At 42.7% G+C, this 16,219-nt stretch carries 15 protein-coding genes and 1 pseudogene; 6 read left to right on the forward strand and 10 right to left on the reverse strand.

Features of this window, described 5'->3' with window-relative positions; translation table 11 throughout:
- Positions 1-267 precede the first annotated feature (267 nt).
- The 4 genes from EWV66_RS19990 (at position 268) to EWV66_RS20005 (ending at position 5,663) form a co-directional block, all read left to right on the forward strand.
- Complete coding sequence (locus EWV66_RS19990) at positions 268-1,026, forward strand: Uma2 family endonuclease (RefSeq protein ID WP_287108357.1); 759 nt, start codon at positions 268-270, stop codon at positions 1,024-1,026.
- 288 nt (positions 1,027-1,314) lie between these two features.
- On the forward strand, positions 1,315-2,454 hold the full coding sequence (locus tag EWV66_RS19995) for a citrate synthase (RefSeq protein ID WP_052275824.1): 1,140 nt from the start codon (positions 1,315-1,317) through the stop codon (positions 2,452-2,454).
- Between the two features lie 198 nt (positions 2,455-2,652).
- A complete protein-coding gene (locus EWV66_RS20000) occupies positions 2,653-4,395 on the forward strand; it encodes an ABC transporter substrate-binding protein (RefSeq protein WP_287108356.1) in 1,743 nt (580 codons plus the stop codon).
- On the forward strand, positions 4,395-5,663 hold the full coding sequence (locus tag EWV66_RS20005; RefSeq protein WP_287108355.1) for a glycosyltransferase: 1,269 nt from the start codon (positions 4,395-4,397) through the stop codon (positions 5,661-5,663). Before EWV66_RS20000 ends, EWV66_RS20005 begins: the two co-directional genes overlap by 1 nt.
- A gap of 262 nt (positions 5,664-5,925) precedes the next feature.
- Here EWV66_RS20005 and EWV66_RS20010 read toward each other — a convergent pair whose 3' ends face one another.
- The 4 genes from EWV66_RS20010 to EWV66_RS20025 all read right to left on the reverse strand — a co-directional run bounded on the left by EWV66_RS20010 (position 5,926) and on the right by EWV66_RS20025 (position 9,707).
- Positions 5,926-6,270: a DUF5615 family PIN-like protein gene (locus EWV66_RS20010; protein WP_004162992.1), complete on the reverse strand. Its 345-nt coding sequence runs from the start codon at positions 6,268-6,270 to the stop codon at positions 5,926-5,928.
- Positions 6,267-6,560: a DUF433 domain-containing protein gene (locus tag EWV66_RS20015; RefSeq protein ID WP_002771469.1), complete on the reverse strand. Its 294-nt coding sequence runs from the start codon at positions 6,558-6,560 to the stop codon at positions 6,267-6,269. The genes EWV66_RS20010 and EWV66_RS20015 overlap by 4 nt, the downstream gene beginning before the upstream one ends.
- A gap of 325 nt (positions 6,561-6,885) precedes the next feature.
- Positions 6,886-8,322: an SEFIR domain-containing protein gene (locus EWV66_RS20020; RefSeq protein WP_052275821.1), complete on the reverse strand. Its 1,437-nt coding sequence runs from the start codon at positions 8,320-8,322 to the stop codon at positions 6,886-6,888.
- A 389-nt stretch (positions 8,323-8,711) separates the two neighbouring features.
- Positions 8,712-9,707 carry an L-lactate dehydrogenase gene (locus EWV66_RS20025; protein WP_045360202.1) on the reverse strand — a complete coding sequence of 332 codons (996 nt, stop codon included), beginning with the start codon at positions 9,705-9,707 and terminating at the stop codon, positions 8,712-8,714.
- Positions 9,708-9,942: 235 nt separating this feature from the next.
- Here EWV66_RS20025 and EWV66_RS20030 point away from each other — a divergent pair, with 235 nt between their 5' ends.
- Positions 9,943-10,284, forward strand: coding sequence for a DUF952 domain-containing protein (locus tag EWV66_RS20030; protein WP_002763205.1), 342 nt, complete (start codon positions 9,943-9,945; stop codon positions 10,282-10,284).
- Between the two features lie 160 nt (positions 10,285-10,444).
- On the opposite strand, the gene EWV66_RS20035 is transcribed toward EWV66_RS20030, so the two are convergent.
- Both EWV66_RS20035 and cofG read right to left on the reverse strand, forming a co-directional pair.
- Positions 10,445-11,758: a cytosine deaminase gene (locus EWV66_RS20035; protein ID WP_287108353.1), complete on the reverse strand. Its 1,314-nt coding sequence runs from the start codon at positions 11,756-11,758 to the stop codon at positions 10,445-10,447.
- A 537-nt stretch (positions 11,759-12,295) separates the two neighbouring features.
- Positions 12,296-13,183, reverse strand: coding sequence for a 7,8-didemethyl-8-hydroxy-5-deazariboflavin synthase subunit CofG (cofG, locus tag EWV66_RS20040; RefSeq protein WP_287108352.1), 888 nt, complete (start codon positions 13,181-13,183; stop codon positions 12,296-12,298).
- A 112-nt stretch (positions 13,184-13,295) separates the two neighbouring features.
- On the opposite strand from cofG, the gene EWV66_RS20045 reads away from it, so the two are divergent.
- Positions 13,296-14,960: a transglutaminase domain-containing protein gene (locus tag EWV66_RS20045; RefSeq protein WP_052275817.1), complete on the forward strand. Its 1,665-nt coding sequence runs from the start codon at positions 13,296-13,298 to the stop codon at positions 14,958-14,960.
- Here EWV66_RS20045 and EWV66_RS20050 read toward each other — a convergent pair.
- The 4 genes and pseudogenes from EWV66_RS20050 to EWV66_RS20065 form a co-directional block, all read right to left on the reverse strand.
- Positions 14,957-15,223: a hypothetical protein gene (locus EWV66_RS20050; protein ID WP_002771454.1), complete on the reverse strand. Its 267-nt coding sequence runs from the start codon at positions 15,221-15,223 to the stop codon at positions 14,957-14,959. The genes EWV66_RS20045 and EWV66_RS20050 overlap by 4 nt on opposite strands.
- A 139-nt stretch (positions 15,224-15,362) precedes the next feature.
- Complete coding sequence (locus EWV66_RS20055) at positions 15,363-15,758, reverse strand: helix-turn-helix domain-containing protein (RefSeq protein WP_170863898.1); 396 nt, start codon at positions 15,756-15,758, stop codon at positions 15,363-15,365.
- Positions 15,745-16,044 carry a type II toxin-antitoxin system HigB family toxin gene (locus EWV66_RS20060; RefSeq protein WP_052275815.1) on the reverse strand — a complete coding sequence of 100 codons (300 nt, stop codon included), beginning with the start codon at positions 16,042-16,044 and terminating at the stop codon, positions 15,745-15,747. The genes EWV66_RS20055 and EWV66_RS20060 overlap by 14 nt, the downstream gene beginning before the upstream one ends.
- Before the next feature lie 64 nt (positions 16,045-16,108).
- Positions 16,109-16,219 (reverse strand): annotated as a pseudogene (locus tag EWV66_RS20065) (IS630 family transposase); the annotation flags it as partial.

A 16,219-nucleotide genomic window follows, 5' to 3' on the forward strand; every position in this document is an offset into this window, starting at 1 on the left:
TGCAAGGGTATTTTAGCAATTTTAGCCGTTTTCTGTCCCTTTTTCTTGACTTTTTGGGAATTTAATATGGCTGTAATCCTTATATCATAAGTATTTCACAGTTATTCAGCAAACCCTAAGTAGGTGGGTATTAAAAATTGTCAGACACCCCCATGATCAAGGAGGATCCCCCCGCCTATCGGCACCCCCCTTATCAAGGGGGGCAGGGGGGATCAAGGACAAAATCTATCTTCAATTTAATTGAAACCACTTACTTAGGGTTAAGCAATGGTTAGACAACTGGACGACAGCCCGAAAACCACAATCGTCTATCCCGATAGCGATGGTAAACCGATGGCCGATAATACAAGACAATTTCGCTGGATTACGACGATTAAATCGAATCTAGACTGGTTATTTGCCAATAATGCCGATGTTTTTGTCGCCGGTGATTTACTCTGGTATCCCGTGGAGGGAGATAATAAGACTCGACAAGCGCCTGATGTCATGGTAGCTTTTGGCAGACCGAAAGGGGAAAGAGGTTCCTATCAACAGTGGAAAGAGAACAATATCCCCCCACAGGTGGTTTTTGAAATTCTCTCTCCGGGCAATACCCCAACGGAAATGACCAGAAAACTGCTGTTTTATGACCGTTATGGTGTGGAAGAATACTACATTTATAATCCCGATAAAAATGATTTGGGCGGCTGTATTCGTCGGGAAAATCGGCTCGAAAGTCTAGAAAATCTCGATAATTGGGTAAGTCCTCGCTTGGGCATTCGTTTTCAATTGGCCCAACCAGAGTTAGTTTTGTATTATCCCGATGGTCAACCTTTCACCAGTTACAACGAAGAACGACAACGGGCCGAAACGGAAAGTCAACGGGCCGAAACGGAAAGTCAACGGGCCGAAACGGAAAGTCAACGGGCCGAAACGGAACGACAACGGGCCGAAACGGAAAGTCAACGGGCGGAAGCGGAACGGCAACGGGCCGAACGATTGGCGGCAAAACTGCGGGAGTTAAATATTAATCCCGAAGAAACTTAAAAAAATTATCGCTCGGCTCAATCGATCGAGATAGTCTCGCTACAATGAAAGTAGATAAATATCAAGTCCTCTAGCTAGAGTCGCAACAGTAAGCCCAGAAAAAATGCGCTAGGGCAGGGTTGACTAAATCGACGAAGCAATCGCTAAATAGGGGTAATTTCCGTCCACTTCTCCCCAATCCTGAACGGGAGAGGCAGAACCGAAGAATTTCTATAAAATTTCGGTAAGGGTGGAAAAATCAAGTAAGTTAGCGTTAGGGCTTAATCTTCGCCACGGAAAGGTAGAACTATGACAGTTTGTGAATATCGGCCAGGTTTAGAAGGAATTCCCGCCGCCCAATCGAGTATCAGCTTTGTGGATGGGCAAAAGGGAATCTTAGAGTATCGGGGCATTCGGATTGAGGAACTCGCCGAAAAAAGTACCTTCCTCGAAACCGCCTATCTCCTTATCTGGGGTGTTCTGCCCACGGGGGCGGAACTGGACGAATTTGCCGATGAAATCCGTTATCATCGACGCATCAAGTACCGTATCGAAGACATGATGAAATGCTTCCCCGAAAAAGGCCACCCCATGGATGCGCTACAAACTTCGGCGGCGGCTTTAGGGTTATACTATGCCCGTCGGGCTTTGGATAATCCCGAATATATCCGTCAGGCAGTAGTGCGGCTATTAGCGAAAATCCCCACTATGGTGGCGGCGTTTCAATTGATTCGCAAAGGTAATCATCCCATTCAGCCCAACGATAGTCTTGATTATGCGGCCAATTTCCTCTATATGTTGACGGAAAAAAGACCGACGGATTTAGCGGCGAAAGTTTTCGATGTCTGTTTGACTCTCCACGCTGAACATACCATGAATGCCTCGACTTTTTCGGCTATGGTGACGGCTTCCACTTTAACCGACCCCTACGGTGTCATCGCTTCAGCAGTGGGAACTCTCGCCGGTCCCCTCCACGGTGGGGCAAACGAGGAAGTATTGTTAATGTTAGAGGAAATCGGTTCGGTGGCTAATGTTCGTCCCTATGTGGAAAAATGTATCGCCAACAAACAAAAAGTTATGGGTTTTGGACACCGGGTATATAAAGTTAAGGATCCCCGGTCGACGATTTTACAAAATCTGGCCGAACAATTATTCGCGGAATTAGGTTCCGATGAATACTACGATATCGCCCTAGAATTAGAACAGGCAATGGTGGATATCTACGGCGAAAAAGGTATCTATCCTAATGTGGATTTCTATTCGGGATTGGTTTATCGGAAATTAGGCATCCCCAATGATTTATTTACCCCGATTTTTGCCATCTCCCGGGTGGCTGGTTGGTTGGCCCACTGGAAAGAACAATTAAATGCTAACCGCATTTTCCGTCCTACCCAAATCTACACCGGACAACACGAAGTCCCCTATACACCGATCGAACAACGTTCTTAGATTTTATCTCCCATTCTTGATGGAAACACGGTTTCTCGCCTTTGTCAATCTTTCCTAGGCGAGATTTTTTGTCTCATTTCCTGTTATATTGATGGGGCAAGGAAACAGTCTAGCGGCTTTCAGCTTGGTCAGTTTCGGTGTATATAGCAAGACAAGGTCTTTACTTCTAGATAGTCGGACAGAAAAATATTAAAGATTATGGTGAAATTTTGGCGGGGATTAACGGTATTTTTAATTTCTTGTTTATTGCTGATTTCCCTAACTGCTTGTGGTAATCCAGTTAGACGCAATCAAGTGGTCATATCGGTATTAAGTGACCCCAAAACCTTTAATGCTGTTTTATCGGCCGAATCCCCGAATATTTTTGGTTTAACCTACGAAGGACTATTAACAGAAAATCCCATTACTGGCAAAAAAGAACCAGTCTTAGCAGAATCTTGGACAATTTCCGATGATAATTTGAACATTATTTTTACTATGAGAGAGGGTTTAAAATGGTCGGATGGTCAACCCTTAACCGTTGATGATGTGGTTTTTACCTATAAAGACTTATATCTAAATCCTGATATTCCCAACAACTACCGCGATAGTTTAAGAATAGGATTAAAAAAAGAATTTCCAGTTATCACTAAACTAGATAATCGCAGGATCGAATTTAAACTACCCGAAGCTTTTGCACCTTTTTTAGATGCTGTCAGTTCACCGATTTTACCTAAACACGCTTTAGAAAAAACTATTCAGAAAAAAAGCCCCGATGGTAGGTTAGAATTTCTCTCCACTTGGGGTTTAGATACTCCTCCCGATAAAATTGTTTTTAATGGTGCTTATAAACTAAAAGAATATATAACGGGACAAAGAATTATTTTTGAGAATAACCCTTACTATTGGAAAAAAGATGCTCAGGGACAACAATTACCCCATATAACTTCAGTAATTTGGGCAATTGTTGAATCTCAGGATACAACTTTACTGCAATTTCGTTCGGGAAGTTTAGATTCTATTGCGGTAACTCCCGAATTTTTCTCCCTCTTAAAAACCGAAGAAGAAAGAGGAAATTTCACTATTTTTAACGGGGGACCTGCCTACGGAACCCAGTTTATTAGTTTTAATCTCAACCAAGGCAAACGCAACGGAAAACCCCTAGTAGAGCCGATTAAATCCCGGTGGTTTAATAACTTAAATTTCCGTCAAGCTATTGCCTATGGCATTAATCGTCAAAGAATGATTGATGATATCTATCGAGGATTGGGACAAGAACAAAACTCTTTTATTTCTATTCAATCGCCTTTTTACGATAAAACCCTGAAAGGTTACGATTATAATCCCGAAAAAGCCAAAGAATTATTATTAGAGGCCGGATTTAAGTATAATAGTGATAATCTGCTAGTCGATGCTGATAATAATCCCGTTAGATTTAACCTAATTACTAATGCAGGAAATAAAATCAGGGAAGCAATTGGGGCGCAAATTAAAAATGATTTAGCCGCAATAGGAATTCAAGTGGATTTTCAAGCGATCGCTTTTAGTAATTTAGTTGATAAACTGAGTAATAGTCTAGATTGGGAGGCACATATTTTAGGTTTTACCGGCGATAATGAACCCCACGCCCCGAATATTTGGTATGTAGATGGAAATCTCCACGCTTTTAACCAACAACCTCAACCGGGTAGTCCTCCGATTCAAGGCTGGCAAGCGGCAGATTGGGAGAAAAAAATCGCTGATTTATACGTCAAAGGTTCCCAAGAATTAGACTTTGAGAAGCGCAAAGTTATCTACAATGAAATTCAACAACTTCAACAGGAATACGTCCCGTTTATTTATCTTGTCAATCCCCTCGCTTTGGGTGCGGTGCGTAACTGCTTTGAAGGAATACAATTCTCCGCCTTGGGTGGTGCATTCTGGAATCTGGAAGAATTAAAGAAAACCTGTGGAGGTGTTTAATGACTCATTTTGGCATTCTTTGTCCCACCGCTTCTGGACATATTAATCCTCTCCTACCTTTAGGAAAAGAGTTACAAAAACGCGGTCATAAAGTTACCTGTTTTTTAACTCTTGATGGTGAAGAAATGGTGCAAGCAGCTGGCTTAGATTTTCAGGCAATTGCACCCGACAAATATCCGAGAGGCACATCAGCCAAAAGTTTAGCCGAAATTGGTCAATTACGGGGAACGGCCGCCGTCCGACGCACGGTAGAATTAGTGACCAATTCTACAGCGACCCTCTTTGAAACTATCCCTCAAGAGATGCGTCGCTTGGGAATTGATGCCCTAATTGTCGATCAAGTTTCCCCCTCAGGAGGTACAATCGCAGAAAAATTAGCTATTCCCTTTGTCAGTTTTGCCGGGGCATTGGTTTTAAATCGTGATCCGCTTATTCCGCCCTTTATGACCACTTGGGACTATAATCCCTCATTTATCGGGGTTATTCGCAATAAAATTGGCTATAAACTCCTTGACTCTCTGACTCGTCCCCTGAATGAGTTAATCAACCAGCAGCGTCAAGAATGGGGGTTAATTCCCTATCAAAACATCAATCAACGCTATTCCCCCCTTGCCCAAATTAGCCAGCAACCTGCCGAATTTGAGTTTCCTCGGCAAAATTTACCCGCTCACTTTCACTTTACTGGCCCCTTTCACGATTCCTCCACCAGAAAACCGATTCCTTTTCCCTACGAAAAATTAACCGGACAACCCTTGATTTATGCGTCCCTCGGTACAATTCAAAATCGCCTACAATCGGCCTTTAATGCGATCGCAGAAGCCTGTGCCGATTTGCCGGTACAATTAGTTTTATCCTTGGGCAACACCGACTCTAACATTCAAATAACGACAAAAAACGCCCTAGTTGTTCCCTACGCTCCCCAATTAGAGCTTTTAACCAGAGCTTCTCTGACTATCACCCACGCAGGCTTAAATACTACCCTAGAATCCCTTGCCCAAGCTGTACCGATGGTGGCCATTCCCATCGCTAACGACCAACCGGGGGTATCTGCTCGGATAAAATGGTCGGGGACAGGGGAAGTGATTCCGATTTCCCGTCTAGAAGTTCCCCGTTTACGAAAGGCGATTGAAAAGGTCTTATCCTTCCCCAGTTACCGAGAAAATGCCCTGAGAATGCAAAAAGCACTACAGAAGACTGGAGGAGTGAAAATGGCCGCCGATATCGTCGAAAAAGCCATTTCTACCGGCCAACCCGTCCTATCGGTATAATGGCTAGGGTCTGCTAAAAAAGTTTTTCCTGGGGACAGGGTGTCGGGTGTCGGGTTTTAAAAACGTTATCGAAAACAATTGACAAAAATCGCCCTTTATAACCCGTCCATGGCCTAACACAAACCGAAGAACTATAAAGATTAGATTGAACATTTCTGTGATTTCTGTCTAACAGCAATGGTCAGCGGTGATGAATGAACTAGAACATCGCCGCTTCATCGTGTTAGCTGGCTTGTGCTTAGAGTGTAAGTTTGCGGAGAAATCATGCGTATAGTAACTGATTATTAATACTATCAACAGTTAAGGTGTTGACTAAAACACTAACCCGTTGCACGACCTCGTAGGCAGTTTTCTGAGGGACAACAATAATTCCACAATGTTCTCTGCCTTCCTCTATGAATTGAAGATGTAATCGTTCAAAATCAACTCGGTTGTGGGTGACAAGACATCTACCTAAAGAAGCTGCAAATTCTAATTGTTCGCTGTCAGTTTTGCCTAAAGTTGACTGCTCAGGAACAGTGGTGACATCTAAACCACGAGAACGCAGAAGTGTTGCAACTAACGCTGACATATCTTCGTCCATGTAAAGGGAAGCAAATATACTCATAGCTCACCCAAAGCAGCCTTTACAGAAGGATGAACCAACTCATCGGGGACTTGATTACGCTCAATGTACTCGTTAATTTCTGCTTGATGATCCAAATAAAAACTCAAGGCATCGAACACTTGTGCTAAGGTCAAATGAGGTAAATGAGTTGGAATTTCCTCTGGCATCACACCTAATCGCCACAGACCGACGATTGCGCGAATAGATGTGCGAGTGCCTTCAATAATTGGCTCTCCACCTAAAATCTCATTGTTTCTGGTGACATAACGTGAAAGAGTGATAATCGTCATGGAATTAGGTCTCTTAGGGAAATCGCTAATTCTATTTTAGTCAGGGACAGACATGACTTGATCATGGCATCTAGTGGCTAGAGGAATCCTAGGCTAGATGTTTTTTCGGCAACCTAACCTAAGACTGGCTCTAATAGTTTGACTAGAGAAAAAAGAGGTGCGTTACATTTCATTAACGCACCCTACCAGAGCGGCGTACTGCTACGCAGTGCCTTCGGCATCACACTGACACAAACCGAAGAACTATAAAGATTAGATTGAACATTTCTGGGATTTCTGTCTAACGAAGCGCTCTGCGGCAAATTTGTCCGACGGCAGCACCTTGTTATGCCTTTGTAGCTAATTGTTCATAGCCAAGTAGTATAGATGGACTAAATGACTCGAACTGCCACCTTGGTAATCTTTGAGGGTGTGCCTTATAAGCTTCCATCAGTTCACTTAGATCTGATGGTTTATCTATGCCTAGAATACATTTAACTTTTTCAAAGTATGACTTTGATGACGACCTTGCAAATACTTCAAACGCACTGTGAAACTGGCAAACATACAGTAATGTGTGTGGAACCCAACGAGAATAAAAGTCGGCTTGCTGTATTTCAGCCCGCATAAACAATATAAAATCAGCCTGCATTAGGTAACGAAATTCTATGCCAGAGTGTTTACTTCTTTGCTTAAGCAGATCCGCATGAACAGATAAACGTCCTAGCTTTAATCTACTATTTCGACGGTCTAAAGAACGCAAGCCATCTCGGAAAGCCTCATATCCAACCATTACATCTTTTCCATAATCGGATCTTCCGTTCACATAGTATTGATTCGTCAACAGTAGGTTAACTTCTGCAAACCTTTCATGCTTTGTGAAAATGGCAACCACATATAAGAAAAGCTCGTGAATAATAAATTTGAAATTATCGAAGTCCCATTCACCCCAACTGTTAACATTCTCCCTCCTACTCATATATGGGATCAAATCTTCAAAAAAGCGATGAACTTTGAGGACATTTTCTTCTGTTGGTGCATATTGCGCGAGAGTGATAAACAAAGTAATTGCTTCGTTTCTATAAGGAATAAATTTTTCTATATTATCAATAACCTGATCGTCAAATTCACCTTCCTTTTCGGTGATTCTGAACTTTTCAAGATTACTAACAAAAGTAGACAAATACTCATCTAACGCCCCCGATGCAAATGGCTTGTTTTCTTTGATAGCAGATATAGCCCTTTTGTGCACTGCCGAAGTACCCAGAGATATTCCATCTGATTCATCCAGAAAAGATGGCCGCTTACCTATCTCAGGCCTCGTATAAAGGGGTTTGTCATATATCCAACGCAATAACTTTTCAAAATTATCTGCATTGTTATCGGGTTCGCTTAAATCGATATATATTCGCGATTTATAGTATGTTGGCAGGTATGCTTTACCTTCTGAATCTCTCTCAGCAATTATGGCTACAAATTTTCCTTGTTCCTGGTTTTCATAAACTTCACGTGAGATGATTTGAGTTTCAGTGCCTACACCGCCGGATCGATCATCTGCCTTTGAAGCGTAAACCTCGTCACATATGATGGCCACCTTGGTTATCTGTGGGTCTGTAACCATCTTTTCCATGAAAGCAAAGGAATCATGCCCTTCTTTAAGATCCCATTTATCAAGAATAACATGAACACCCGATTGGGTCAGGTCTTCAGCTAAATCAATTACCCACTGTTCATGTGTTGGGTTAGACCAGCTATAAGAAATAAATAACTTAGGGTTTTTCATCTATTCGTAAATCCTTAATAAGTCCAACTATTAATTATACAAAAACTTTCTCGATAACACTCCTGAGAGTAACGATATGTAAAAACTCTCGGCATATCCCCCCATTTTAGCACCATCGCCAGAACTTTTCCGCGTATCATAACCAAAAGCGTATTAGCCAGATTAAACAGCCTCTTTTAAGTAGATTCCTAACAACAAGCTGCAATAAAATAGACTTTTCGGGAAGTCTAGCACTACTTGCTTCAGTCCACCCCACAATTACCTAATTTTCGGGGAAAAAGTGCCTAAAATTTCCCCTCGATCGCTCTTATGTCTGGCACTTTTTGAGGGCAAAAAAATCTAAAAATCTTAGCCAACAATGTTTTTAGATTTATTCAGCCAACCCTAAGTTAAATTTTGAGTTGATCGATTAAATCGCGCATGATTTTGGCCGAATTATGTAACTGTTGGGTTTCTCTGGGACTGAGGGCAAGATTCAGGGTTTTAATCACTCCTTTCTCGTTAACCACCGAGGGAATACTTAAACACACATCTTTGAGACCGTATTGACCATCGAGGAGAGTGCTAATAGTGAGAATTCTTTCTTGGGAACGTAAAATCGCTTTAACGATATCCGTGGTAGCTAAACCGATCGCATAGCTAGTATAACCCTTGCGTTTGATAATTTCATAGGCGGCGTTTTTAACCTGAAGAAAAATTTCTGTTAAGCTTTCTTGGTCGGTTGCGCTTAAATCCTGCCAATCCCCTTCTAGTAACCTTGCTCCTCCGATATTAGCCGAACTCCACACAGCAAGCTCACTATCCCCGTGTTCACCGATAATATAAGCGTGGACGTTACGCGCATCTACATGGAGTTGGGTGGATAAAAGAGAGCGTAAACGGGCAGAATCTAGCACCGTACCCGAACCAATCACCCTAGAGGGCGGAAAATGGGTGATTTTAAGGGTAACATAGGTCATGATATCGACGGGATTACTCACCACCAAAATCAAAGCACTGGGGCAGTAAACAGCCACATCCGCGAGAATACGGCGGAAAATCGCCACATTTCGCTCAAGGAGATGTAATCGGGTTTCTCCCTCTTTTTGGGCGGCCCCGGCAGTAATAATCACCACATCGGCATTTTGTCCCACATCGGCCACGGTTCCCATTTTCAAGTCCGTGGGTTCAATAAAAGGCATTCCGTGCCTTAAATCCATCACTTCCCCTTCGACTTTATCCGTGGCGATATCTTGCAGAATCAATTCATCAAAACAGTCTTGAATTAACATCGAGTAAGCGCAGGCCATCCCCACCTGACCAACACCGATAATCACCCCCTTGCGAGGACGCAGAGGAGCGGGTTTTTCAGCGTAGGGATTGGGAGTAAATATTTTATCTAGCATAGATTTTTGCAGTTATTGCCTCGGTAAGCTCATTTTAAGGGGAAAAGGTTAATATCAGGTAAAAGGAGACTATCAAGAGATTTTGAGGCCATTATCGGCAATTTTTTTCTGGTAATTGGTCGGACAAATTTCTTGTCTTTATTCCCTGACCCCTAGTTTAAGAGAATTGAGGGCCGCTGACAGCTTCAGGCTATATCCTAAAATTAGGGATAAAGTGACAGTAGGAGGCGAACCGATGATCTATCACATCACTACAGAAAGAGGTTGGCAAATAGCTCGTGAAATGGGGGAATATCGGGCGTATTCCCTAAAAAATGAGGGATTTATCCATTGCTCCACCTTAGAACAAATTCCGAAAGTTGTGGCCGCTTTTTATCAAAATCAGCCAGACTTGCTGGTTTTAGCCATTTCTCCTGAACAATTGCAGTCCCCTGTCAAATGGGAGCAGCCCCAGCATCCTAACCCAGAAAATGCAACTCTAGAGCTAGAAAAAGAGACCTTTCCCCATATTTACGGTGCTATCAACCTAGAATCGGTAGTTTTTGTCAAACCCCTAGAGGAGTTGCTCAATTCCTAAGTAGGGATGCACAATTATTTGTAGGATGGGTTAGCGGTAGCGTAACATGAGCGGGCGTTGGGTTTCATGCTTCAACCCAACCTACGTTCATCTAGAAAAAGAGACCTTTCCCCATATTTACGGTGCTATCAACCTAGAATCGGTAGTTTTTGTCAAACCCTTACAGGAGTTGCTCAATTCCTAAAACTAAATCATCTAACTCTTGGTAATCGGGGAGAGTAGTATCGATGCTTAACCCGCGCCGAATCACAAGGCGATCCCACTGTGGTCGCGATAATAGCTCGCTAAAGTAGCGAGCCTTGAAAATTAACAAATTTGCCTCTAGACCCGTCTTAATGCGCCCTAAATGGGGCAATCCGAGCAGATTTGCTGGGGTGAGGGTGACACTATTTACCCAGTCAGCGTAGGGTGTGTCGAGATGGGCAATCCGCACCGCTTGGGTAAAGACTTCTAAACCATCGTGATCCCCAAAACCATAAAAGGGATCGCGACAGTTATCACTGGCAAAAGCCACCGGAATTCCCGCTTTTTTCATCTCTTTTACCTTAGTTGTCCCGCGCCAAAAGGGGGTTTTTTCCTCTTGACGATCCTGTAGGTAGAGATTGCACATCGGCAAGCTAACGATAGCAATGCCCGCATTTTTGACTAAATTTAAAGTTTCTTGGATTATTTCATGGGATTGTACCGCTAAACTGCAACAGTGACCACAGATGATTTGTCCAGAAAATTGCTCTTTGATAGCAGTACGCGCGATCGCTGCTAAACAGGTAGAATCGGAATCGCCGTTTTCATCCAGATGAAAATCGAGATTTAAACCCCTTTCTTGGGCTAATTTGAAGGTAATATCAATTTGTGCCTGTAAATCGGCATTTGTGTAGGCTACTCCCCCCAATATACCCCCAAATTCGGCAATTTTATCGGCTAAGGCCGCTCCCTCGGAGGTTTGATAGTAGTCAAGGGAAACTAGGGAAACCGCTTGCAGGGTGATTTTACCGGCCCATTGTCGTTGCAATTCTCCCAAAGCAGTTAAGCTAATCTGTGCCTGTTGACCAAAAGAGTCGATATGGGTGCGAATAGCGGCGGTTCCGTGGGCATAACTGCATTTAACGCCGAATTCCATGCGACGATACACATCCTCTAAGCGCCACTCCCGTCGGGAATCCTCTAGGGCCATTTTTAAGGCACTGTCAAAAGTGCCATCATGGTTAGGACAACGATGCCAACTATGACCTTTATCGAGATGGGTGTGCATATCAACAAAGCAAGGAAAAACAATCTTTTTTTTGAGGTCAATAACGGGAATATTATCTTCGGGGGGGATTGTTGAGGTGATGCGATTAATGTTACCGTCATTAATTTCCAGATTAACTAAGGTTAATCCCTCGGAGGTTTGGGGAGAGAAACTCTCATTTTCTAGCAGGGAAACGGGAATATGAGCATTTTTGAGCCAGTAGCGCTCGCTTGAGGGAATCATAAGACCTCTGGTAAAAATCAAAAATTGTTGTTAGGATTAGGAGCCAGTCGTCGGTGCATCTCACATTTGCAGGAATACCGACAGTCAGCAATTATCAGTAACTCTTATAGCGGTTCTCACACCTGTGTGACACAGTTAAACCTTTGCTAATTAAGCTTTTCAACATCGATAATGTACCTCTTGCGAACAGGAAACGCTATAGATAATTACAAATGTATCAGCAGCTGCGTGTAAGCATCCCACCGAAAAACTAATGCGCGGGGGGTTTGGGGGCGGCGCCACGCTCCCAACGGGGGGTTTGGGGGGTAGAACCCCCCAAAAGCTTGGATTGAGTGATAAAATCGGAAGTAATGCCCGATCTTAGCCGAGAGTTTCCCCGTAAAAATCCCAATTGGTAGATTGACAAAAATGAGATGCACCCTCGGTCGTCGGTCGTCAGAAGAATTAAGAATGAATAATAATCAATTATGCGGTATTAAGTAAGGAGTGTTAAATGGCATTAACAGTGCTATCTTTTCCCTGATTACTGATTACTGATTACTGATAAACCGGTAGTCGCGCCTTTAATTCCCAGCCATAAACTGCTAAAAATTCCTTTAATTTATCGGGGTGTAAATGGAGGTAATCGGGATTAACTTCATCGATAATGCCAATACCGCCTAAATCCCGCGCTCCTGCCGCTAAACAATCCAAGAGAAAAAGAGGATCGGGTACTAAATTCGGGGGAATTTGAATGACAATATCTGGGGGCAGAATTTCCCTAGCTTGCCTAACCAGATCGGGTAATTTTTGCAGATCAAAAGGATTATTTTGCCACTGTTCTCTTTTGCCCGGATTGTAGGGTTGTAGGATCACTTCTTGAATATGTCCCCAACGTTGATGAATAGTGGCAATAGTTTCTAAGGTTACTAAGCGATCGCATTCTGTTTCACCAATTCCTAATAATAAACCCGTGGTAAAAGGAATTCCTAATTCTCCCGCCCATTGTAACTGTTCTAAACGCAGGGATGGCACTTTACTGGGGGCATGACGATGGACATTATCTAATAAAGTCACCGTCATTTGTTCTAACATTATGCCCATAGATAGATTGACATTTTTCAGTTTTTCCATCTCGGCAAAAGTTAAAATACCCGCATTGGTATGGGGATAAAAACCCATATTTAAAGCCAATTCTCCCAAATTATAAATATGCCGAAACCATAACTCTCGATTGGGTGCTAAAGGATGAACTTCGCCGCTAAGAATTAAAATTTCCGTAATTTCCGAACCCTGCAAAGCAGTTAAAATCTCTTTGGCTTTTTCCAAACTTAACCAGCCATGAGTGCCTAAATCCCTGCGAAAATTACAATAACTGCAACGATTGAAACACTCGTAGGTAGGTACAAGGGTATGAGAGGGACTATAGGTGACAATTCTTGACATTTTTTTCGGGATTGCAGTTCATTACGAGCATTCAAGGGCGAGAAAATTTGCTATCGTGGGGAGAATTGCTGTTTTATTCACCTAAAAACGCTCTCCCTTTTCGCTTCCTCCTATGATTTTCGATCCTGCCAGTCTTCCCTCCCATCGTCAAACGATTCGCCCGATTAGCGCCACGGCCCTGCACGGAATTGTATTTCAAGATGACAAATTAATCGCTATCGACGCAAAAAACGGCTATTTATACCAAATTGTCCTCGATACTGGTCATACAAGCGTACTTAATTCCCATCGCTGGCAAGAATTCGTCGGGACGACGGGATTGGCAATCGATGATCAAAATAACCTCTGGTTTACCACTCGCGAAAATCTCTACTGCTGTACTCTCGAAGATTTTACCCCGAAATTTTTTACCCGTCTTCCCTACACCGCTAACGGAGTTGCCGTAACTGGCAACACAATTTATGTCACTTGTCAACGTTCTGGACAAATCTTTATATTTGATCGCCAATCGGGACAGGAAATTACCCGTTTGTACGCACCGGGTATCGGCATCGAAAATATCACCATTCGCGGGGAAGAACTTTGGCTAACGGATACCCTAGAACAAACGGTTTACTGTCTCGATCGCGCCACGGGAGAACAGCTTTTTAGCATGATAACTCCTTTTGAATCACCGACGGGATTAGCATTTTATCGCGATGCTAACAGTGGCAAGGATATATTATATGTGGCCTATGCTTTCCAAGAACCCTGTATCCGCGATAATCCCAATTCCGAACAGGTTCACGAACTTAGTTATCGTCCGCGTACTTTTGTCCATCCTCTATATTTTCACTACGATCCCGCTAAAAAATACGCCCTTTCTAACGGTTATCTGATTGAATTATCCTACGTCGAGGAATTGGAACCTCTCTATAATATCGAACTAAAAGATGTGGAATGGCGCATCGCTTTACCCTTAGAAACACCACGGCAAAAAATTCGCAGCGTCGAAGCGGTGGGATTGCCTTTTATTGAAGAAATTCAGGACGGGCAGCGGGTGGCAGTATTTAAGTTCGAGCAAATAACCGGCAAACAACGTCATATTTTTGGGTGGAAAGTAGTATTAGAAGTGTGGGGTATTAAATACCAAATTACTCCCCAAGATTGCGAAGATTTACCCCCCTTACCCGCCGATTTTCCCGATCGCTATTTGATCGATAATGATGATCTGGCCATGAATACAGAAATTATCCTCAATGCTGCCGAAGAAGCGACCGGTCGGGAAACCAATCTCCTCAGAAAAGTTTATAGTATTCGTAATTACGTCTATGATCAGCTTTCCTACGGCATCAAACCCAACATCGACACCCCTGATATTGCCCTGCGGCGCGGAGTCGGTTCCTGTGGGGAATATGTGGGTTTATTATTGGCTTTGTGTCGTCTCAATGGTATTGCCTGTCGCACGGTAGGACGCTATAAATGCCCACCCCATGCCCTCGAACGTAATTTACCCCTCGAACCGGATTACAATCACGTCTGGATGGAATTTTATCTTCCCTCTATCGGTTGGGTTCCCATGGAGTCCAATCCCGATGATATTTTTGAAGGTGGTCCCTATCCCAATCGTTTCTTTATGGGTTTAGCTTGGTATCACACGGAAATTGCCAAAGATATCCCCTTTGAACGAATGCTCAGTCAAGGACAACCGGTGTTAAAAACCCAAGTTCCCATCGGCGATTTAGCGATTAATCACGTTCAATTTATCATTCTTGAGGAATTAGCCCCAAAAGACTAGAATTCTGACCCATCATCTAGGATGCCCATTTCTCTGTCTCTTTCTTCTTTGAGTTCTTTGACCATTTGTAAACCCGCACCCACACAGAAGCCTAGGGCTGCCCCGGCACCGGCAAAATAACGTCCATAGATGATTTGATAGTGATGGGGATTTCTATAGTTGACTTGGCTGGGATTGCGTTCAATGCGGCTAATGCCATAACCGATGCCAGCACCAACTAAAGCCGTTACTAGGCCTGAAAATAGAACTAGACGAAAGTTCATGATCTTATCTCCCGATGGACTCTGACTTTAGATTATCGCTGAAAATTAGTTAATGGCAAGCTATCGCAATAATTTGTTAAGTAGTCGTGTCAAATCAATTTCCCTTGAGATGTGTAATTAATTTTGCTTAGGTACTTAATTAAGTAAATAAACTGGCATCAACCCGAAAATATGCTCCCAAAGACCTAGCTTCTGACTGATTGATGCTGCGTTGTCCATTAATTATTTGCTCCACCGCATCAGGGGAACCCAAAATAGTAATTAGCTCTGGATATTCTATCTCGTTAGCTTCTATCAGATGCTGTAAGGTGGCTAAAGGATTTCTGTCAGGAATTGGATAATTATCCGCCTCGAACCTTTCGATCAAACTAATCAATAACTCCAGTAAAGCCTCCTCCTCTAAACTAAGTTCCGAGCGATGTTCCAACTCTTGAGCAATTGCGATTACTCGCTCGTTTTCCACCTCTGTGGTGATTGCTTTTGGTTGATAGTAAGCGAGTAATTCTCCATAGGTTTTAGAATTAAAAGTAAGCATCATTTTTCCAATTTTCTTTATCGTACTCGGCATGGGTAAGAATATATTTAATATAGATAGTTTGTCGGCTATAAACTAGATCTACAATTAGACGAAAGTGATTTCCTTTAATGTTAAAAACAGTGAAATTACCAACAGATTCAGCACTTTTATAAGTGGCTGGCACATCGATTAGATTTTGCCATGCTGCTTTACTAGCGACTCTATACCAATCATAGAGAGACTCGCAGGAATTAGCATTAGTGATACAGAAATCGCGAAGTATTCGACGGCTAATTCCCCGCATAATACAAATATACCTCTGGCAGTTTCTGTCAATAGCAATTATATCTCAATATCTAGGCTATACTTTAGACGTTCATAATCTGAGATTTATTAAACTTCTGAAATCGTAGAGTCAGCAAGGAATCCAGTTCTTTTTTATGTTTCAGATGGGCATCATTCAGACATTCATAAATAGC

The sequence above is a fragment of the Microcystis sp. M_OC_Ca_00000000_C217Col genome, assembly GCF_007095585.1.
Lineage (GTDB): Bacteria > Cyanobacteriota > Cyanobacteriia > Cyanobacteriales > Microcystaceae > Microcystis > Microcystis panniformis.